Source organism: Mesorhizobium sp. M0968 (assembly GCF_040319065.1).
GTDB lineage: Bacteria > Pseudomonadota > Alphaproteobacteria > Rhizobiales > Rhizobiaceae > Mesorhizobium.
Map to the genome: position 1 here is coordinate 1 of NZ_JAMYNL010000035.1, position 20,252 is coordinate 20,252.

Sequence of the window (20,252 nt, forward strand, 5' to 3'; positions counted from 1 at the left end):
AGTCCGAGGTGGTCTCCTCGATCTGCTGCTTGATCTGGGCGACGCGGCCCTGGATCTCGGCCTTCTTGCCGGCGCCGTCGACGATGGTGGTGTTCTCCTTGGAGATCGACACCTTCTTGGCGCGGCCGAGCATGTTGAGGCCGACATTCTCGAGCTTGATGCCGAGGTCTTCGGAAATGACCTGGCCACCGGTGAGGATGGCGATGTCTTCCAGCATGGCCTTGCGGCGATCACCGAAGCCCGGCGCCTTGACGGCAGCGATCTTCAGGCCGCCACGCAGCTTGTTGACGACCAGCGTGGCCAGGGCCTCGCCTTCGACGTCTTCCGAGATGATGACCAGCGGCTTCGAGGTCTGCACGACAGCCTCGAGGATCGGCAGCATGGCCTGCAGGTTGGAGAGCTTCTTCTCGTGGAGCAGGATGTAGGCGTCTTCCAGATCCGCAACCATCTTTTCGGCGTTGGTGACGAAGTAGGGCGAGAGATAGCCGCGGTCGAACTGCATGCCTTCGACGACTTCGAGCTCGGTCTCGGCGGTCTTGGCTTCCTCGACCGTGATGACGCCCTCATTGCCGACCTTCTGCATCGCTTCCGCGATCATCGAGCCGACCGAAACGTCGCCATTGCCGGCGATGGTGCCGACCTGGGCAACCTCTTCCGAGGTCTTGATCTTCTTGGCGTTCTTGATCAGCGTTGCGACGACGTCGGCGACGGCGAGGTCGATGCCGCGCTTGAGGTCCATCGGGTTCATGCCGGCGGCAACCGCCTTGTGGCCTTCCTGGACGATCGACTGTGCCAGAACGGTCGCGGTCGTAGTGCCGTCGCCGGCGATGTCGTTGGTCTTCGAAGCAACTTCGCGAACCATCTGCGCGCCCATGTTCTCGAACTTGTCTTCAAGCTCGATTTCCTTGGCGACGGTGACGCCGTCCTTGGTGATGCGCGGTGCGCCGAACGACTTGTCGATGACGACGTTGCGGCCCTTGGGGCCGAGCGTGACCTTCACCGCGTCGGCGAGGATGTTGACGCCGCGCAGCATGCGCTCGCGAGCGTCGCGGGAGAATTTTACGTCTTTGGCAGCCATTTTTAGCTCCTGGCAGGGGCTTGGATTGAGCCCGAAGATTTAAATGAGGGTGAGGCCGATATTCAGCCGATGATGCCCATGATGTCGGATTCCTTCATGATCAGAAGGTCTTCGCCATTGAGCTTGACTTCGGTGCCCGACCACTTGCCGAACAGGATGCGGTCACCGGCCTTGACGTCCAGCGGGACGAGCTTGCCGGCTTCGTCGCGGGCGCCGGAACCGACGGCGATGATCTCGCCTTCCTGCGGCTTTTCCTTAGCCGTGTCGGGGATGATGATCCCGCCCGCGGTCTTGGATTCGGATTCGACCCGACGAACGACCACGCGGTCATGAAGCGGGCGGAACTTCGACTTTGCCATTTTTTATTCCTCGATGAGAATGGTGAGAACAGTTCCTCCGTCCGGCGGCGCCGGACATGTGGTTAGCACTCATCTTGGGGGAGTGCTAACGTGGCGCTGAAATAGGCTGGCAACTCGCGCGAGTCAAGGCGCCCGGTGAGCATCATCAGGACAATTGCTTCAAACGGTTACTTGACTAAGTCAACTAAATCGCTGATCTTGCCGGGAGGAGGATGCCATGACCATTCATCATCACCCAGGCAAGGAGCGGATCGACGCGGTGCGGGCCTTCAACCGCTTCTACACCCGCCAGATCGGGCTGCTCGACGAAGGGCTGCTGAAAAGCACCTTCTCGCTGACCGAGGCGCGAGTGCTCTATGAGCTGGCGCATCGCGATGGCCTGACCGCCACCGACCTTGGGCGCGATCTCGGCCTCGATGCCGGTTATCTCAGCCGGCTGCTGAAGAAGTTCGAGGAGCGTGATCTGGTCGAGCGCGCCACGATCGAGACGGATGCACGGCGTTCGACGATCGCGCTGACCAAGGCCGGGCGGCAGGCCTTCGCGCCGCTGAACCAGGGTTCGCACGACCAGGTCGCGGCATTGCTCGACCGGCTTCCAGTTCCCGAACAGGACAGGCTGGTCAAGGCCATGCAGACGGTACAGCGTCTGCTGGGCGGAAGCGCCGAGCCCAAAATTCCCTATATGCTGCGGCCTCTGCAAGTCGGCGACATCGGCTGGATTATCCATCGGCAGGGCCTGCTCTACGCACAGGAATATGGCTGGGACGAAACCTATGAGGCGCTGGTCGCCGAAATCCTCGGCGCATTCGTCAAATCCTTCGATCCGAAATGGGAACGCAGCTGGATCGCCGAGCGGCAAGGCGAGGTCGTCGGCTCGGTCTTCGTCGTGCGCCAGTCGGACGCGGTGGCGAAGTTGCGCCTGCTCTATGTCGAGCCGTCGGCGCGCGGCCTCGGTATCGGCAAGCGGCTGGTCGAGGAGTGTATCGGCTTTTGCCGCGCCACGGGTTACACGACACTGACGCTGTGGACCAACGACGTGCTCGCCGCCGCCCGCCACATCTATGAGGCTGCGGGCTTTAAATTGACCAACGAGGAGCGCCACCATTCCTTCGGCAAGGATCTGGTCGGCCAGAACTGGAATTTGGAGCTGTAGCAGCGCCGCAGAATTTCGAGCATCGGCCTGGGGCGGTCGCTCAGGTCGCAGGCTTAATGTTTTGGTTCAAGCGAAAGAAATTGGTGGGATCATACTTGTTCTTTAGTGCGGCCAACCTCGGATAATTCTCGCCGTAAGCCGCCAGAACCCGATCAGTGCCTTCTTCGCCGAGATTATTCGCATAGACGCCGCCGGTCGAGAACGGTCTCATTGCATCCCACAGGTCGCGCGCCCATCGGATGTGCGTTTCGTCGTCAGACGGGTAGTCCCAGATCGTAAAGCGCATCCCGATTGGCGTAGGGCGTTCCGTCCATCGGTACTCGCGAGATGGCGCCGCCAACCTGCTGCAGGACCAGAAGCGATTCGCTGGGTGCAGTCATGTAAGCCGCAAGCATGGTATCGATCGCCTGATCTGTGATTTCGCGCATGAACTGCGCCTTCCAGTAGTAGCGCCGCCCGCGCGGAAAGAGGCTGTCCCCGGCCGATTGGATTTGAATTTAGGGGACAGGAGCAATCCGGCGCTCAACTGGCGTGCCATGAATGATTTGCTGGCCTTCGTCGAGTGGGCCGATGTAGCACGCCGATATGCTGAAGAAGCGTTCGCCCGAGGGCGCCGTCACAAGCGCTGCATCCAGGCTCAGCTCATCCGGGGCGCCGCTCGAGAACCGCATGGCTTCGCGTTACAAGCGCCCGGCGTAATAAATTGCTAACTACGATCGCCCTGCACCAACTGCCATGCACACTCGCCGGTTTCTGGCACAATCCGGCTCCTTGAATTATGAGCACGCTTATTATATATGTCGCTCATGGTTTCCGACGGCATCGACAGATTAGGCTTTTTGATCCACGACGTGCAGCGCCTGATGCGCAAGCGCTTCGAGGCGCGCGCCAGTGGTTTCGGCCTTTCTTCAGCGCAATGGCGGCTTCTGGTACGTGTCGCCAAGGAGGCGGGTGTCGCGCAGGCGCGGCTTGCCGAGCTTCTCGAAATCGAGCCGATCAGCGTCTCGCGTCTTGTCGATCGCATGGAGGAGGGCGGCTGGATCGAGCGCCGTCCCGACGCAACCGACAGGCGAGTGCGCATGATTTTCCCGACCGCCAAGGCAAACGCGGCCTACACCCACGTCAAGAGCCTTGCCGGCGAGGTCTATGAGGAATCGCTCGTTGGCGTTTCGCCGGAAGATCGCCGCGTCCTGGTCAGGGCTCTGGAGACAATGGTGCAGAATCTTGCAGATGGTGAGGCGCCGCCCTCGGAAAAAGTGAAGAATACGGAAGGCGCAGCAGCATGAACGCGGTAGCCAAACTAGATGAGAATGCGGCCAAGCTGGAGCTGGAAGCTCCCGCGAAGCCGGCGGCAGCTCCGGTAACGGTCGCTCCGCAGATAGCTCCGGCGCCGGTGGCGCCGAAGCAGAAGCGCCGTGCCGGCCGCTTCCTTTTGATGTTTGTGCTGCCCGCTGCGTTGATCGCCGGCGGCAGCTATGTCTGGGTGACCGGCGGCCGCTATCAGGAGACCGAGAACGCCAATCTGCAGCAGGCCAAGGTGTCGATAGCCGCCGATACGGCGGGCCGCATCGTTCAGGTCGACATTTTCGACAACCAGTCTGTCAACCAGGGCGACGTGTTGTTCGCTATCGATCCCGAGCCCTACCGGATCGCATTGGCCCAGGCCGACGCGGCGGTGGCCGGCGCACGGCTCAATGTCGAGCAGCTGCGTGCGGCCTACAGCCAGGCGCTGGCGCAGGAGAAGTCCGACGAAAGCCAGGTCCAGTACGCGCAGTCGCAATATGACCGCGCCGCCGACCTTGCCCGCAAGGGCATCAACGCCAAGTCGTCTTTGGACGAAGCCAAGAACGACCTCGACAAGGCGAAGCAGCAGCTGGCCGTGGCCCAGCAAGGGATCGTCAGCGCCAAGGCGGCACTTGGCGGCGATCCCGACATCGAGACCGACAAGCATCCAACGGTAATGGCGGCGCTCGCCGCACGCGACAAGGCGGCCTACGATCTGGTCCAGACCACGGTCAAGGCACCAGCCGACGGCATCATCAGCCAGGCCGCTTCGTTCAAGGTCGGCCAGTATGTCGGTTCGGGCACGCCGCTGTTTTCGCTGGTCGAGACCGGCGACACCTGGGTCGACGCCAATTTCAAGGAAACCCAGCTCACCAACATGAAACCCGGCCAGAAGGCCGAGATCATGGTCGATACTTATCCGGGCAAGACGTTCGAAGCCACCGTCAAGGCGATCGGCGCCGGCACCGGCGCCGAGTTCTCGCTGCTGCCCGCGCAGAACGCTACCGGCAACTGGGTCAAGGTCACGCAGCGCATTCCGGTCCGCCTGGAATTGACCGATGCCGACGCCAAGGCGGCGCTGCGCACCGGCATGAGCGCGACCGTCACGGTGGACACCGGCGTTTCCCGCGGGCTGCCGAGCATTTTCCGCCGCGCCACGGCAGGCGAGGCCAGGTAAGAGGCCAGGTAAAGAGCCCTGGTAGCGGCCGCATATAGCAAACAGCGAGATGGATGCAGGATTGGTCCGAGGGAGGCGCAGGAAAAGTTGAATGCGTAGACGGGCTGCGCTGTAGCCTGCCTCAGCAGACAAGTCGCGCAGGATCTTCGGTCCTCAGGTTTCCGGGCGGCAGGCGCCCGCTTTGTCGAGACGCTCAGTCGATGTAACCCCCACATCGATGCTCGCGTCCCACCGCGATGAGGGTCTCTCTACAGCGGGGCCTCGCCGTCCGGAAACCTAATGTACACGTTTTTGTTACCTGCTGGAAGTTTTACGTCATGAGCAGCCCAGAACCCTTTCGCGAAGTACCGCACCGTGGCCTGATCACAGTTGCGCTCATGCTTGCGACGATCATGCAGGCGCTCGACACGACGATCGCCAACGTTGCGCTGCCGACCATGACCGGCGATCTCGGCGCCTCCCCCGACAACATCAACTGGGTGTTGACCTCCTACATCGTTGCCGCGGCGATCATGACGCCGGTGACCGGTTGGCTGGCCGACCGCTTCGGTCGCAAGGAGCTGTTCCTGACGGCCGTGGTCGGTTTCACCGTCTTTTCAATGCTGTGCGGCATCGCCTGGAGCCTTGAGACCATCGTTTTGTTCCGGCTCATGCAAGGCGTGTTCGGTGCGGCCATCGTGCCGCTGTCGCAGACCTTCCTGCTCGACATCAACCCCAGGGAACGCCACGGCCAGGCCATGGCCATCTGGGGCGCCGGCATCATGCTGGGACCGATCCTTGGCCCGACGCTGGGTGGCTGGCTGACCGAGAATTTCAACTGGCGCTGGGTGTTCTTCATCAACCTGCCGGTCGGCATCATCGCCTTCCTTGGCATGGCGGCATATCTTCCCAGCGTCGCCCGGCGGGTGCGCAGCTTCGATTTCTTCGGCTTCACCATGCTCTCGCTCGGTGTCGGCGCGCTGCAGCTGATGCTCGATCGCGGCGGCGAGGTCGACTGGTTTTCCTCGATCGAGATATGGATCGAGCTTGGTCTTTCCATCACCGGTTTCTGGGTATTCACCATCCACACGTTGACGGCGGAGCACCCCTTTATCGACCCGAAGATCTTCCTCGATCGCAATTTCGTCACCGGGCTCGCGTTCATCTTTGTCATGGGCGTGCTCATCCTGGCGAGCATGTCGCTGCTGCCGCCAATGCTGTCGACCATCTTCGGTTATCCGACCCTCACCATAGGCATCGTCTTGGGCCCGCGCGGTGTCGGCACGATGATCGCGATGCTGTTCGTCGGGCGGATCATGCACAGGATCGATGCCAGGATCCTCGTCGTCATCGGCTTCCTGCTGACCGCGCAATCGCTCTACACGATGTCGAGCTTTTCGCCGCAGATGGACAACTGGCTTATCCTCAGTTCCGGCGTCATCCAGGGCCTTGGAATGGGAATGGTGTTCGTGCCGCTGTCCACCGTGGCTTTCGCCACGCTCGACGCACGTTTCCGCACCGATGCAACGGCGCTGTTCAGCCTGGTGCGCAATCTTGGCTCGTCGATCGGCGTATCGGTGGTGACGGTTCTGCTGGTACGCAACACGCAGATCAACCATGCCGAGCTTTCGGCCTACATCAATCCGTTCAATCCCAACCTCTGGGCGGCATCGCCGGCAGCGGCGGGCGGCGATCCGACGGCGCTGTCGCTGATGGATCGCATGGTCAATGTCCAGGCGATGATGATCTCCTACGTCAATGACTTCAAGCTGCTGATGATGATGACGCTGCTTGCTGTCCCGTTTGTTTTCCTGCTGCGCAAGCCAAAGGCTGCGCCGCCCGCCGGTGGGACGCCTGCCGCGCATATGGACTAAGCCTCAGGGCTTACGGCAACCGCGACCGGCCACGGTTTCCGTTGCCGTGCCGGTCGCGTCGGCGTTGAGCCAGGTTCACCTGCCATTAGTATATCCGGACCAATATGCAGTCGCTTTTGGGTTGAAGGCGAGCCTCCTTTGCTTGCCTCAAGCATCAGCGGGAGGAATTGTGTTTGGCCACGAAGTCATCCAGGCAAACCGCCGACGCGCCCGAATCCGCAAATTTAACGACGCTGGCACAACTGGCGACTGCCTCATATGAGGCCCTCGAGCGCGAGCTTCGCGCCACGATTGCGGCACTTCAGGACCAGGCACTGCGGTTCCAGACCGCGATAGAGAACATCTCGCAAGGCATCTGTTTCTTTGACGCCGATGAACGGCTGATCCTGTGCAATCGACGCTACACGGAAATCTATCGCCTTGCCCCGGAGCAATTGCAGCCGGGTGCGGCGCTGCGCGAAATCGTCGAGCGGCGCGTCGCTGTCGGAACCTCGGCAATGAATGCGGACGCTTATCTGGCGTTGGCCCGGGCAGTCAATTCGGGCACGGCTTCGGGGAACTGGACAGCCGAGCTCGCCGATGGCCGGACAATTCAGGTCTGCCATCAGCCGATGCCTGACGGCGGCTGGGTGGCCACGCATGAGGACATCAGCGAGCTCAGCGCCAACCGCTTGGTCGTCGACGAGCGTATCTCCTTGCAGACGCTCATCGACCTGGTGCCTGACTACATGTGGGTGAAGGACACCGAAAGCCGCTTCGTCGTCGCCAACCGAGCCATTGCGTCCGACAGCGGTCGAGACAGCACGAGCGACATGATCGGTCTGAGCGACTTCGACCTTCACGCGCCGGATCTTGCGCAGAAATTTCGCCTCATCGAGCAGCAACTGATGCGCGACGGACAACCGATGGTCGACGAGGAGGAGTTCGTCGTCGATGCGTCAGGCACCGGCAAATGGTTCCTGTCTACGAAACTGCCGTTGCGCAACGTTCAGAACAACATTTTCGGCCTCGTCGGCATTGCCCGTGACATCACTGCGCGCAAGCAGGCCGAAATCCTTCGCGACGGGCAGGCGCATATCCTCGAGATGATCGCAAAGAGCGCTCCCCTCGAAGACGTGCTCGAGCGGCTCATGCGTCTGGTCGAGTCCCAACTGGCGGGGATATTCGGTTCGGTCTTGCTGCTCGACAAGGATGGCAGCCACTTGCGCCACGCCGCCGCGCCGAGCCTGGCGAGAGACTACACCGACGCCGTCGACGGCGCCGCGGTAGGCCCAAGGGCAGGGTCTTGCGGTACCGCAGTCTATCGGCGCGAGCCGGTGATTGTCGCTGATATCATGCAGGATCCGCTTTGGCAGGACTATCGCGAACTCGCGCGGCCACACGGTTTGCGTTCATGCTGGTCGACACCGATCCTGTCGCATCAGGGCGCCGTGCTCGGCGTCTTTGCGATGTATTCTATGACGGTGCGCGAACCGACCGAGGCCGAGACTCGCCTCATCGATTTCACCACGCGCATCGCCGGGATCGCCATCGAACGCAAACAGGCCGAAGACCGGATCCACTTCATGGCCAATCATGACGTGCTGACCGGGCTTCCCAATCGCGCCTTGTTGGAGGACCGGCTTTCACAGGCGGTCTTGTACGCCCAGCGATACGATCGCTGGGTGACGGTGGTGTTCATTGATCTGGACAATTTCAAATTCGTCAACGACACGCTCGGCCACAATGCCGGCGACGAGCTTCTGAAGACCGTCGCAAGTCGCATGGTCGACTGCGTCCGGGCGACCGATACCGTCGTGCGGCTTGGCGGCGACGAATTCGTCGTCGTGCTTTTCGACCAGCCGGCGAACGTCGATCTCGTTTCCGAGACCTTGCAAAAGCTCAGGGCTGCACTCGCCGAACCGGTTCGGCTCGGAGCGCATCTTGTGCGGGCGACGGCCAGCATCGGCATTGCCAACTATCCCAAGGATGGGACGGATCCCGATACGCTGCTGGCAAATGCCGACGCGGCCATGTATCGCGCCAAGGAGTTCGGCCGCGATAATTTCCAGTTTTACGCTCCGGAGTTCAACACCAGGGCGCATGAAAAATTCGTGCTTCAGGAAGAGTTGCGAAACGCCTTGGCGCGTTCGGAATTCACGCTGCTCTACCAACCGCAGGTGGACCTTCGGTCAGGTCGGGTTTTTGCGGTCGAGGCGCTGATACGCTGGAACCACCCAACGCTTGGCACGGTAATGCCGACGATGTTCATCCCGACCGCCGAGGAGACAGGTCTGATCGTACCGATCGGCGACTGGGTTCTGCATGAGGCGTGCCGGCAGAACAAAGCCTGGCAAGACGCAGGACTGCCGCCCTTGACCGTTTGCGTGAATGTGTCGGCGCGGCAATTCAGGGAGCGCAACCTGATCGATCGCATCGTCAGCGCGCTGAAGGACAGCGGCCTGGAGGCCAGGTATCTCGAGCTGGAGGTGACCGAGAGCCTTATCATGCAGGATATCGAGCTGGCGGTCGCCACCATGAACGCCCTGCAAAGCCTGGGTGTCCAGATCTCGATCGATGATTTCGGCACCGGCTATTCCAGCCTCAGTGCACTCAAGACCTTTCCCGTGGCGCGGCTGAAGATCGACAAGTCCTTCATCAAGGATCTCGCCGCCGACGAGAACGATCAGGCTGTGGCCAGCGCGGTGATTTCATTGGGGCAAAATCTCAACCTGAGGGTCATCGCCGAGGGCGTTGAGACAGATGATCAGGTTGCTTTCCTGCGCAGGAACAATTGCGACGAAATGCAGGGCTATCATTTCAGCAGGCCGGTTTGTGCGCAGGAGATCGAGGAATTGCTCGGCGGCGGCCGCAAAGACTGACGGATCGGTCGCCAGCAGGCTTCCGCCGTCCAAATGGTGGAAGTTATCTGCCGAGCACAAGGCACCAGTAGCGAAGCGTGCTGTCGCGGCCGTCGCGCACATAGGCGAGGCCGAAGCGGGTGAAGCGCGGGTCGAGCATGTTGCGGCGGTGGCCTGGCGAATGCACCCAGATATCGAACAGCTTCTGCTGGTCGAAGCGGCCTTCGGCAATATTTTCGGCGGCAGCGCCGGCAATGCCATTGTCTTTGACGCGCGAGGCAAAGTCCTTGCCCCAGCCGGTGGTGTGATTCATTCGGCCGCCGCGTGCCATATATCCGGCCTGCTGGAGCGCCGCCTGCTCGAGCCGGGCATCGGGGGCGAGCGGCCCCAGACCCGCCGAAGCGCGGATGCCGGCCAGCGTGCCGGCGGCGGAAGCAGAGACACCGGCGCTTTCACCGGTAGGCAGCACGGCGGTTGCGCAGGCGGTGAGCCCGGCAAGGGCGCCAAGGCCGGCAGCTCTGAGCAGCACGCGCCTGCTTAGGCTTGGTTGGGCCTGATAATTTTCGATTTTCGTAACGGTCATGCCCGCCTGACATAACCGCGATCATGGCTTTTGCCGGGCAGGGCGGTGAAAATGCGTGATGAATGGTTTTGACGCGATGACACTTTGTCAGATTGATTTCACCGCTCAATCGAAACAGGCCTGCTCGGATGGCAGCATTCGCCCAGACGGCTGTTCGGGCTCGATACTCCCAGGAGCTCGATACCCAGTCAGGCCTTCACGGACAGAGAGTTTCGTTTGCCCTACCTTTGCGGCTTCACGAGCGCTGGCGAGGTATCCTCGGTTGCAAATTTTCGCTGGGGGATATCGCTTGCAGTGACGACCGCAGCGATTCGTACGCCTGAGCACCAAGCAGCCTTCGGTATTGGTCTTCGAGACGCTGATTGAAATCGTGGACGGTCCGGATCACCGCAAGCGCCGCGTCAGTTGCAACGATTAATTTGGCCCGTCTGTCGTTCGGATCATGCGAACGCCGAACATAACCGAGGCGCTCCAGTTCATCGATCAACTCACCCATCGATGCTTTGCCAATGCCCGCACGCTGTGCGAGGACGCTGGGTCGGGTTCCTTCTGCGTCGATGTTGGCGAATACAGCGCCGTGTTTGGGCTTGATTGCCGCATGGCCGCTCTCCCGGAGAACCTGGACCAAGGCGCTCGCCGACGATTGATAAGCATAGAGAAGCAGAGACTGCGTGTAGGGCTGATTATCCATCTTTTCAAACTTATATGGTGCCCATATAGTATGGCAACCGAACTATATGACAGGAGATCAGCATGGCTACCGGCAACGTCCGAACTGAAGGGGTGGAAAGTGTCGCGCACAGGCTGATCGAAGCTTGGAATCGTCACGATGCTCGCGCCTTTGCCGCCGTATTCGCGGCAGATGCCGAATTTACAAACGTCTTCGGGATGCAGGCGACTGGACGTGACAAGATCGAGCAGTTCCATGCCCCAATTTTTGAGAAGATGTTCAAGTACAGCCATCTATCCGCCGAAAGCGTGCGGAACAGGCTTGTTCGCCCTGATGTTGCCACGCTCGACCTGCGGTGGTCCATGACTGGCGCGCTCGATCCGATGGGAAACGAATGGCCGCGTCGGCGCGGATTAATCAGCGTAGTGGCGACGCGGGATCATGATGAATGGTTGATTGCAACGATGCACAATATGGAACTTGGGGACGATCAAATGACAAAGTCTCAGGAGAAACTTCAAGAGGATAAGTAGGCTCTTCGTTCACGTCAGGATCGAAAGCGACAGCCAGCCAGCATGGTCAAGCCGATCTGATCGGGCAACGAGATCGAACGGCGGATCAGGTGATCAGGATTGGCGAGCTATGCTACAGGAGTTGGTGCCGGATGGCGGTGCCTTGTCCCGGTTTGGCTGGCCACAATGGCGCGCCCCATAGCCGGTCGCCTTGGTCTTGCGGAATCTAATGTATGAACGGCTTGGAGCGCTCTGGCTCTCGCCGGCAGTTCTTTGCGGCGGTGATCGCCGGTCGGCTATTCCGCCGCCACGAGTTTGATTTCCGGCGTCGATGTAGCCCGGTCGGCCCGATCGTCCTCGGTATCTTCCCACCAATCGCCCAGGGCGTCGATGAGTGGCACAAGTTTGAGACCGGGCTCCGTGAGGTCGTAATCCACGCGAAGCGGATAGCCGGTACGCGCCGTTCGCCGCACGATCCCGGCTTCCTCCAGCTTGCGCAGTTCCAGCGCCAGAATGCGGTGCGAAACTGTCGGGTTGTCACGCCTCAAATCGCTGAAGCGCTTGGTCCCGTCCTTGAGGTAGTAGAGCAGCAAGGTGGGCCAGCGACCGCTGAGCACACGCATAGTCTCCTCGATCGGGCAGCGTGAGACGACATCTTTCATGGCGGGGACCTGGTTACAGAATAGTGCGTAATTTACATGGGGCGACCAGCGTTTAGGGTCAAGTTTCGCTGCGCAGCGTAATCCCTAAATCATGGAAGAGACAAAGAAATGGAACCTATTCTCCTTTACGGCTTCCCGCTGGGAAGTTCGATGGGGCTTGTCGCTGCATTTGAACGCGTCGGACAACCCTACCGCCTGTGTCGCGTCGATATGCTCACTGAGATGAAGAACGACGCCTATGCCAGCATCAACGGTCGTCAGGAAACACCGGTGTTGATCACGGACGAGGGCAGGGTGCTCACCGAGACCATGGCGATTGCCGCCTGGCTCGAAGCCCGCGATACGCAACGCCGTATCAGCTTCGATCCTCGCTCGCCGGAGGGCGACCGGATGCATCAGCTGATGGCTTTCGTGAACACCGGTTTCACCGCGGCTTTCACCCCGCTCTGGGCCGCATATGAAATGGAGTCGGCGGAACCGGTGCTGCTGGCGACCTTGCGTGATTTCGGCCGCAAGGTCGTTACCAACCGCCATGACCAGCTCGAGGCGATGATCCTCGACACGGATTTCCTGGTCGGCGACCGGCCGACGCTTGCCGATACCACGCTGATCGGCGTAGCGCGCTGGGCGGAGTTCCACCAGGCGGTCGACGGCGCAGCTTATCCCAGGCTGGCGGCGCTACGCCGCCGCATCGAAGCCGATCCGGCCGTGCGATACGCACAGGCCATCGAGGGTGGCGAAAAGCCGGCGGGTTCGGGTGCCTGTCTTGGCCATGTCCCCCTGGCCGAAGTGATCGATCGTTTCGCTGCCTAGCTTTTGTCACACATCTTAGCCGCGCGGCGCCAAAGTGTGGTGCCGCGCGGTGACCGCCCGTGGCTTTGGCCGGGCAGCGCAAACAATCTGTGCCCGATTAGTCAGGTGATCAGGTGGGATGCGTTGACACGCATCCAGTCGGCCAGCGAATCCAGCGTGCCACGCAAGGTTCTACCCAGCGGCGTTATCTCATACTCCACGCGCGGCGGCATCTCGGCATAGACCCTCCGATAGACCAGACCGCGATGTTCGAACAGGCGCAGCTGCCGCGTGAGCTCCTTTTGCGTAATCGGTGCGACGGCCCTCTGGAGCTCGCCGAAGCGGATCGGACAACCGGTGACGATCAGGCGATAAAGAATGGGAATGGCCCATTTTCCCGAAACCAGATTGACGAAATCGATCATCGGGCAACGATCGGTCGTGCCATTTCCGCCTTCGACTGGCGTTACCTCGATGGCTTTTGCCTGCGCCATGAAATTATTTCCTTTAGTACCCATTCGGTGCCTACTATACAAAGCATACTATCGTGTCGACAATGCCATTCTCATCGTCTTTGGGAAGGCAAATCATGGGTCGCCAAATCATGGGTCGCTTGAAAGCCAAATATGCCCTCATTACCGGGGCAACCAGTGGCATCGGTCTCGAAACCGCGCGCCAGTTCCTGGCCGAGGGTGCGACGGTGGCAATCACCGGCAGGAGCCCGTCCGGGCTGGAAGCTGCGCAGCGCGAGCTGGGCGGATCGGCGCAGGTGATCAGGAATGATGCCGGCAACCTCGCCGATCAGCGTGCGCTTGCCGCCGAACTCGCGCAGTGCTGGCCTCGGCTCGACATACTGAACATCAACGCCGGTGATGTGATGCATCAGCCCCTGCAGGATTGGGACGAGGTGGTCTATGACCGTCTGATGCAGACCAATCTCAAGGGGCCGTTCTTTTTGATCCAAGCCCTGTTGCCGATGTTCTCCAACCCGTCATCGATCATCCTGTGCGGTTCGGTCAGTGCCCATATCGGCCTGCCCCAGAGTAGCGCCTACGCCGCCAGCAAGGCTGGCCTCCTGTCGTTGGCGCGCACCCTCTCGGGTGAGATGATCGAGCGCGGTATTCGCGTCAATGGCCTCAGCCCCGGGCCGACCGAGACGCCGGCCTTGGGCAAGCTGGGTCTGCCCGAAGCGGACGAGAAGGCGCTTGGCGATCAGATACGCGCGCTAGTGCCGATCGGCCGGATGGGCAAACCTTGGGAACTCGCCAAGGCGGCGGTGTTTCTAGCATCGGATGAGTCGAGCTTCGTCGTTGGCACGGAACTGCTCGTCGATGGTGGCGTCGGAAATCTATAACCGGGATTTACCATCGTGACCATCGACTTGGCGACAATCACCCCTAAATCGACTACCATAGTGCTTATACGAGAAGTGGCAGCTACGGGCGGCCATCCTGGCGGCGGCCGCCCCGACCCACGGGAGAAAGGTTATGGCCGGCTTTCATGTCATGGCGGACGCACGTGGAATGCATGTACAGCCCACGGTGCGCCGCATCAGCACCGAGGATCTGCTCGATGCGCTCCGTCTCGGCGTAGAGGATTTCTGGGCCAAGCCGTCGCACTACGTGTTCCTGTGCCTGATCTATCCGGTGGTCGGCCTGATCCTGACGCAGTGGACGTCGGGCTCGAACGCCATCCAACTCATCTATCCGCTGATGTCCGGCTTCGCTTTGGTCGGTCCGTTCGCCGCTATCGGCCTTTACGAAATCAGCCGCCGGCGCGAGTTCGGCATGGATACATCCTGGTGGCATGCGCTCGACGTGCGCCACTCTCCGGCGCTGCCCGCGATTGCGGTCATCGGTATCATGCTGGTGGTACTGTTCCTGCTCTGGCTGTTCACCGCGCAATCGATCTATACCAGCCTGTACGGCAATCAGCCTCCGGCCTCTATTGTCGGCTTTATTCGCGAGGTGCTGACGACCAGCAAGGGCTGGACGCTGATCCTGCTCGGCAACCTGGCCGGGTTCGCCTTTGCCGCGATCGTGCTGGCGACGACCGTCGTCGCCTTTCCGCTGCTGCTCGACCGCGATGTCGGCGCGGTCTCGGCAATCGAGACGTCGGCAAGGGCAGTTCTGACAAACCCGCTGCAGATGGCGCTGTGGGGCCTGATGGTCGCCGTGCTGCTGGTCATCGGCTCGATCCCGCTATTTGCCGGGCTTGCCGTCGTCATGCCCATCCTTGGCCACGCGACCTGGCATCTTTACCGCAGGGTGGTCGAACCGGAGCGGGCACAGCCGGACCGGCGGCCGATGTAGGACCGATCAGCGTTGCGCGTCGGTTGCCATCTTGACGGCCAGCGCGGTCAGTACCGTGCCCATCATCCAGCGCTGGATCACCAGCCATAGCGGCCGCCCGGCGAGGAAGATGGCGATCGAGCCGGCCGTCACCGCGATGATGGCGTTGACGGTCAGGCTGATCGCGACCTGCGTGGCACCGAGCACCAGAAGCTGCGACAGCACGTGGCCCTTGCCGGGGCTGATGAATTGCGGCAGGAGCGACAGATAGAGCACTGCCACCTTCGGGTTGAGCAGGTTGGTCATCAGACCCATGGCGAACAGCTTGCACGGTCTGTCTTTCGGCAGTTCGCGGATCTGGAAGGGCGAGCGCCCACCGGGCTTCACCGCTTGCCAGGCGAGCCACAGCAAATAAAGCGCGCCGGCAAGGCGCAGCACATCATAGGCAAAGGGCACGGCGAGCAGCAGCGCGGTGATGCCGAACGCCGCCGACAGCACGTAGAACAAAAAACCGGGCGCCACACCGCCCAGCGAGATCAGCCCGGCCTTCGGCCCTTGCGACAGCGAGCGCGAGATCAGATAGATCATGTTTGGGCCGGGCGTCAGCACCATGCCGAGGCAGACCAGCGCAAAGGCAAGGTGGTTGGCGGGTTCAGGCAAGAGCGCATCTCCGGATGAGGACACTCACCACATGCTTCCATCACCCGCAAGGGCATGAGGGCAGGAGCCTTTGCGCCAGTGCGCCGGGGCCCCTGCCTTAGTCGCCAATCCCATCGCCTTCAGCCGACGATGCGCAGGTTCGACAATTCGTTGGCGATTTCCTTGAAATTGTCGGACAGCGTCGCGCCTGTCGCATTCCAGAACAGCTTGGCCGGCTTGCTCGGGTCCGCCGGATCCTTGCGGAAGCGCGAATCCGAGGAACATGCCTTCAGCGCATCGATTGCCTTCTTGTCGCCGGCATCTGTGGGTGACAGGTCGAGCGCCACCGTCATCACCAGAATATTTGAATTCTTTGCGTTGGCGCAGAGCGTTTTCATCTGCTCGTCGAGTGCTGCCGTGTAGTTGGCACCGGTATAGGTGGTCTTGCCGATATCGGTGCTGGTATTCATGAACAGGCGGGTTACGCTTCCAGATCCCGGATAGGTCAGGCCAGTGTAGCCGTAGGCGGCGTAGGTCGACCTGTTGTTGGCGTAGCTGCTGTCGCTGACGGCGCTATAGGTATTGGCTCCGTCGGTCAGCACCACGACCACCTTGTCGTTGCCCCTCTCGCTGTTCGGCCGACCATCGGTGAACGGTGGGTTGCTCGATACAGTTCGCCAGCCCCAGGCAAGGCCCTCCGGCACGTTGGTGTTGCCGTTCGGCGCCATCGCGTCGATGGCGTCCTTGATCTCCTGCTTCTCTGCGTCCTGGCTGACGTCCTTCAACGGCGTGATCGGGTTGGTGGTGCAGGAGGAATTCGGCCCATCGCCCGCGGCTGCGGATTGCGAACCGTATGGTTTTACCAGGAAATATTTGCGCATGTCAGACTGGCGCTGGGAAGCGGTAGGACCGGCGACATAGGGCCAATCGGCCCACCAGTTGTTGCCGTAATTGTAGGACGTGCCGATGACGTCGTTGATGCCGTCACGGTTGAAATCGAGCCACAGAGTGCCAGCCTCATCCGGGGCGAACATCGGCACGAAAAGCGTGGCCGGCGCGGCTGTATCGGGCGTGGTGTCGTCGACATTGTAGGGATATGGCCGTGCCTCGACGCAACCTTGCCAGCTCGCATAGCGGCTTGTGGTGTAGATATATTCCGGTGCGCTCCAGTGGCCGTACTGACAGGTGCCGTTCCTCTTGTATGTGTCGCAGACATATTGCTTCGAATTGGGTACCTCTTCGCGGCCCGATTCGACCGTCATGTCGGCGTAGAGGCTGAAACGGGTCAGCGGCTGGTCCTTGGTCTCGCCCCAGCCGGCGCCGCGCTTGTACCAGACGCCGTTGAGCTTCTCGGCATATTTGTCCGGATTGTTGGCGGCACTCATCGTCGTCCAGTCGAAATCCTCGTGCTGGATCGGGGAGATGCCGTCCTGATCCATCCAGCCGTCCTGGTCGTGGGTAGGGCCGACATTGACCGAGGCCGCAAACGGCACGAGAGAAAACTGCACCGGTTTGGTGATCTGCTTCATCTGCTGCGCCTGAAGCGCCAGCGTATCGACAAGCTGCTTGGCGGCCGACTTCAGCAGGTTTATTCGCTTCTCGCCGGTGCCGGAGCCGAGATCACTCATCGAGCCGGAATTATCCAGCACAAGCGCGACTTCGAGGGTGTTCTTGAGGCGGAGTTCCGAACATTCGGTGAAGGTCGTGTCGCTTGCCGTGCCGCCGATCAGCAGGCTGGCGGCCGGTAGAAAATAGGGATGGAAGGTGAGGCTGGCGCAGAGCTTCAAGGTGCCGCCGCCGGCATTGTTGTTGGGCAGCGTGACGGTCAGCGCTGTATTCGCCGGGTCGATACGTGCGAGATTGGTTTCGAAAAATGTCTTGGCGTAGGCCTTGACGTCGTCGTCGCTGGCGCCGGCAACGATCTGCTGGGCGGCGGCGAGGCCGGCCGCATCAAGGGCGTTCAGCGTTTCGTGCTTTTGGCGCAGCAACTCCCCGTAGTCGACACTGAGCGCCAGACCGGCCATCAGCGGCACAATGGTGATTGCAGTCATTAACGAGTAGTTGCCACGTCTGTCGTGTCGGAATTCTCCGACTATTGCCTTCAGCATTCCCGCCCGCCCCATTTTTCCCGGACGATGCCACGCATTTTTAAATTTCCGATTGCTGAAATACGTTCAAGGCCGGTACGGGTTTTCAATCCCTGTTAACCACGCGTCCGCAATCGGCAATGCTGCTCCGAGCTTCCCGCGGCAAAGCTTCTAAAAAAGGGGGATAAGGCGCTGGAAAAGAAAAGCTTTCACCATCGCGTGCTCGCCGGCGTCCCCGTGCGACAATCTTGCGGCGCTATGAAAGCTGGTGACAGGGTGAAGCGCTTCGGTTAATCCCAGCCGGTCGCGGCGGACCGTCGGTCGCGGCGCTTGCAAGCATCATGGTACAGGGACAACGGCATGGCGGATTCGCCCGACATCATCGGTTCGCTCGCAGACTTGTCGGGAGCCTATTCAGCCATCCTGTGCGACGTCTGGGGCGTGGTGCACAACGGCGAATGGCATTTCCCGGCGGCGGCTGCCGCGCTGATCGCTGCTCGCGCGGCGAAAATACCTGTCGTGCTGATCACCAATTCGCCGCGTCGCAGCGCCGACGTGGTGGCGCAGATGAACGCCATCGGCGTTCCTCCCGCCGCCTACGACCGTGTCGTGACGTCCGGCGACGTTACCCGCGACCTGATCGCGGAAGGGCCGCGAAAGATCTTCCACATAGGCGCCGATCGGGATTTCACGCTCTATGAGGGCCTCGACGTCGAACTCGTCGAGGAGTTCGAAGCATCCGGCGTGGTCTGCACTGGCCTGTTCGATGACGAGGTGGAGAAGCCGGAGGATTATGCCGATCTTCTGCTGCGGCTGCGTGCCAGGAACCTGCCCTTCATTTGCGCCAATCCCGACATCGTCGTCGAGCGCGGCGAACGCATGATCTGGTGCGCGGGCGCTTTGGCCCGCGAATACGCACAGCTTGGCGGACGCACGCTGATCGCCGGCAAACCCTACGCGCCGGTCTATGATGTCGCCATGAAGGAGATCGCCGTCATTCTCGGCCGCCCGGTCGAGCGTTCGCAAGTTCTGGCCATCGGCGACGGCATGATGACCGACATCAAGGGCGCGGCCGACAATGGCTTCGACGTGCTCTACGTATCGGGCGGCATCCATGCCCGTGATTACGGTGAGACGCTGCAGCCGGATCCGGCCAGGCTCGCGGCCTTCCTGGAAAAATATGGCTACAGGCCGGTCGCGGTGATTCCCAGGCTGCAATAGGTTCAAGCCATGACGGCAATGTTCGAACGCATTTCCGCAACCGCACCGCTGCCGGCCCATCTGCGCGGCGGCGTGGTGGCTATCGGCAATTTCGACGGCGTCCACCGCGGCCACCAGGCGGTGCTCGAACGCGCGCGCGCCGAAGCGGAGCGTCGAGGCGTACCCGCCCTGGTGCTGACCTTCGTACCGCATCCGCGAAAGGTGTTCAGGCCGGACATGCCGTTGTTCGTGCTGACGCCGCCGCCGATGAAGGCACGGCTGTTGTCGCATCTGGGCTTTGCGGCGCTGGTCGAGCAGCCGTTCACACGCGAGTTCGCCGCCTTGTCGGCGGAGGCTTTCGTCACCGGCGTGCTCGAGCGCAATCTCGGCATAAGCCACGCCGTCACCGGCTTCGATTTCCATTTCGGCAAGGACCGCCAGGGCGGCCCGGCCTATCTGATGGCTGCCGGCGAGCGCCACGGCTTCGGCGTCACGCTGGTGGATGCGTTTCGTGACGAAAGCGCCGAGGTGGTGTCGTCGAGCCGCATACGCACGCTGCTGTGCGAGGGCAATGTGGCCGAGGCCGCCGGTTTGCTCGGCTACCGTTTCACCGTCGAGGCGGAGGTGATCGGCGGCCAGCAGCTCGGCCGGACACTCGGCTTTCCCACCGCAAACATGAGGCTTTCGCCGGAAGCCACCCTCAAGGAAGGGATTTATGCCGTCCGCTTCCGCCGCGCCGACGGTTCGCTTCACGATGGCGTCGCCAGCTTCGGCCGCCGGCCGACGGTCGACGACAATGGCGCGCCATTGCTGGAGACCTTCGTCTTCGACTTTTCCGGCGACCTCTACGGCGAGATTTGTGCCGTGTCCTTCTTCGGCTACCTGCGCTCGGAGGTGAGGTTCGACGGGCTTGACTCGCTGGTCGCCCAGATGAAGCGTGACGAGGCCGAGGCGAAGGCACTGCTCGCCGGCGTCAGGCCGCTTTCCGGGCTGGACGCGGCCATAGCTTTTTAGAGCATGGTCCCGAACCGAAGGTCAGCGAAGCAAAAAGTGGGAACCGGTTTTCCGATTA

General features: G+C 61.3%; 21 protein-coding genes. 11 read left to right on the forward strand and 10 right to left on the reverse strand.

The genetic code is table 11. The features are described 5' to 3' along the window. On the reverse strand, positions 1-1,078 hold a 1,078-nt coding region (groL, locus tag NKH67_RS30390; protein ID WP_353032525.1), incomplete at its 3' end, for a chaperonin GroEL. A 62-nt stretch (positions 1,079-1,140) separates the two neighbouring features. Then, entirely contained in the window at positions 1,141-1,437 is a 297-nt protein-coding gene (gene groES / locus NKH67_RS30395; RefSeq protein ID WP_006203049.1) for a co-chaperone GroES, read from the reverse strand. 217 nt (positions 1,438-1,654) lie between these two features. Between groES and NKH67_RS30400 the strand changes: the two genes are divergently transcribed. Beyond that, the gene (locus NKH67_RS30400; protein WP_352503383.1) at positions 1,655-2,590 is read left to right on the forward strand and encodes a bifunctional helix-turn-helix transcriptional regulator/GNAT family N-acetyltransferase; all 936 of its coding nucleotides are present in this window, start codon (positions 1,655-1,657) and stop codon (positions 2,588-2,590) included. Between the two features lie 40 nt (positions 2,591-2,630). Here the strand turns inward: NKH67_RS30400 and NKH67_RS30405 are convergent, their stop codons facing one another. Together NKH67_RS30405 and NKH67_RS30410 are read right to left on the reverse strand one after the other, a co-directional pair. After that, on the reverse strand, positions 2,631-2,876 hold the full coding sequence (locus NKH67_RS30405; protein WP_352474504.1) for a BBE domain-containing protein: 246 nt from the start codon (positions 2,874-2,876) through the stop codon (positions 2,631-2,633). Next, positions 2,845-3,018 (reverse strand): hypothetical protein, encoded by a 174-nt coding sequence (locus NKH67_RS30410; protein ID WP_352503382.1) that lies wholly within the window; start codon positions 3,016-3,018, stop codon positions 2,845-2,847. Before NKH67_RS30410 ends, NKH67_RS30405 begins: the two co-directional genes overlap by 32 nt. Before the next feature lie 378 nt (positions 3,019-3,396). Between NKH67_RS30410 and NKH67_RS30415 the strand changes: the two genes are divergently transcribed. The 4 genes from NKH67_RS30415 (at position 3,397) to NKH67_RS30430 (ending at position 9,765) form a co-directional block, all read left to right on the forward strand. After that, positions 3,397-3,876 (forward strand): MarR family winged helix-turn-helix transcriptional regulator, encoded by a 480-nt coding sequence (locus tag NKH67_RS30415; protein WP_352503401.1) that lies wholly within the window; start codon positions 3,397-3,399, stop codon positions 3,874-3,876. Beyond that, a complete protein-coding gene (locus NKH67_RS30420) occupies positions 3,873-5,051 on the forward strand; it encodes an HlyD family secretion protein (protein WP_352503381.1) in 1,179 nt (392 codons plus the stop codon). Before NKH67_RS30415 ends, NKH67_RS30420 begins: the two co-directional genes overlap by 4 nt. Before the next feature lie 317 nt (positions 5,052-5,368). Then, positions 5,369-6,904, forward strand: coding sequence for a DHA2 family efflux MFS transporter permease subunit (locus NKH67_RS30425; RefSeq protein WP_352503380.1), 1,536 nt, complete (start codon positions 5,369-5,371; stop codon positions 6,902-6,904). Positions 6,905-7,077: 173 nt separating this feature from the next. Beyond that, a complete protein-coding gene (locus NKH67_RS30430) occupies positions 7,078-9,765 on the forward strand; it encodes an EAL domain-containing protein (RefSeq protein ID WP_352926232.1) in 2,688 nt (895 codons plus the stop codon). A gap of 43 nt (positions 9,766-9,808) precedes the next feature. Here the strand turns inward: NKH67_RS30430 and NKH67_RS30435 are convergent, their stop codons facing one another. Next, entirely contained in the window at positions 9,809-10,327 is a 519-nt protein-coding gene (locus tag NKH67_RS30435; protein WP_352503378.1) for a CAP domain-containing protein, read from the reverse strand. Positions 10,328-10,562: 235 nt separating this feature from the next. Further along, on the reverse strand, positions 10,563-11,018 hold the full coding sequence (locus NKH67_RS30440) for a MarR family winged helix-turn-helix transcriptional regulator (protein ID WP_352503377.1): 456 nt from the start codon (positions 11,016-11,018) through the stop codon (positions 10,563-10,565). Positions 11,019-11,080: 62 nt separating this feature from the next. On the opposite strand from NKH67_RS30440, the gene NKH67_RS30445 reads away from it, so the two are divergent. Then, positions 11,081-11,530, forward strand: a complete 450-nt coding sequence (locus tag NKH67_RS30445) for an SgcJ/EcaC family oxidoreductase (protein WP_352503376.1) — start codon at positions 11,081-11,083, stop codon at positions 11,528-11,530. Positions 11,531-11,805: 275 nt separating this feature from the next. Here NKH67_RS30445 and NKH67_RS30450 read toward each other — a convergent pair whose 3' ends face one another. Further along, entirely contained in the window at positions 11,806-12,171 is a 366-nt protein-coding gene (locus tag NKH67_RS30450) for a winged helix-turn-helix transcriptional regulator (protein WP_352503375.1), read from the reverse strand. Positions 12,172-12,279: 108 nt separating this feature from the next. Between NKH67_RS30450 and NKH67_RS30455 the strand changes: the two genes are divergently transcribed. Continuing rightward, entirely contained in the window at positions 12,280-12,984 is a 705-nt protein-coding gene (locus tag NKH67_RS30455) for a glutathione S-transferase family protein (RefSeq protein ID WP_352503374.1), read from the forward strand. Between the two features lie 101 nt (positions 12,985-13,085). Here the strand turns inward: NKH67_RS30455 and NKH67_RS30460 are convergent, their stop codons facing one another. Beyond that, positions 13,086-13,457, reverse strand: a complete 372-nt coding sequence (locus tag NKH67_RS30460; RefSeq protein WP_352503373.1) for a winged helix-turn-helix transcriptional regulator — start codon at positions 13,455-13,457, stop codon at positions 13,086-13,088. Positions 13,458-13,567: 110 nt separating this feature from the next. Here NKH67_RS30460 and NKH67_RS30465 point away from each other — a divergent pair, with 110 nt between their 5' ends. Together NKH67_RS30465 and NKH67_RS30470 are read left to right on the forward strand one after the other, a co-directional pair. Beyond that, positions 13,568-14,317, forward strand: a complete 750-nt coding sequence (locus tag NKH67_RS30465) for an SDR family oxidoreductase (RefSeq protein WP_352503400.1) — start codon at positions 13,568-13,570, stop codon at positions 14,315-14,317. A gap of 133 nt (positions 14,318-14,450) precedes the next feature. Continuing rightward, complete coding sequence (locus tag NKH67_RS30470) at positions 14,451-15,275, forward strand: DUF2189 domain-containing protein (RefSeq protein WP_352503372.1); 825 nt, start codon at positions 14,451-14,453, stop codon at positions 15,273-15,275. A 6-nt stretch (positions 15,276-15,281) separates the two neighbouring features. On the opposite strand, the gene NKH67_RS30475 is transcribed toward NKH67_RS30470, so the two are convergent. After that, a complete protein-coding gene (locus NKH67_RS30475) occupies positions 15,282-15,914 on the reverse strand; it encodes a LysE family translocator (RefSeq protein WP_352503371.1) in 633 nt (210 codons plus the stop codon). A gap of 119 nt (positions 15,915-16,033) precedes the next feature. Further along, complete coding sequence (locus tag NKH67_RS30480; RefSeq protein ID WP_502893833.1) at positions 16,034-18,001, reverse strand: pilus assembly protein TadG-related protein; 1,968 nt, start codon at positions 17,999-18,001, stop codon at positions 16,034-16,036. A 339-nt stretch (positions 18,002-18,340) separates the two neighbouring features. Between NKH67_RS30480 and NKH67_RS30485 the strand changes: the two genes are divergently transcribed. Further along, positions 18,341-19,201: a TIGR01459 family HAD-type hydrolase gene (locus NKH67_RS30485; protein WP_352503369.1), complete on the forward strand. Its 861-nt coding sequence runs from the start codon at positions 18,341-18,343 to the stop codon at positions 19,199-19,201. A 9-nt stretch (positions 19,202-19,210) separates the two neighbouring features. Then, on the forward strand, positions 19,211-20,194 hold the full coding sequence (locus tag NKH67_RS30490) for a bifunctional riboflavin kinase/FAD synthetase (protein WP_352503368.1): 984 nt from the start codon (positions 19,211-19,213) through the stop codon (positions 20,192-20,194). The last annotated feature ends 58 nt before the right edge of the window (positions 20,195-20,252 follow it).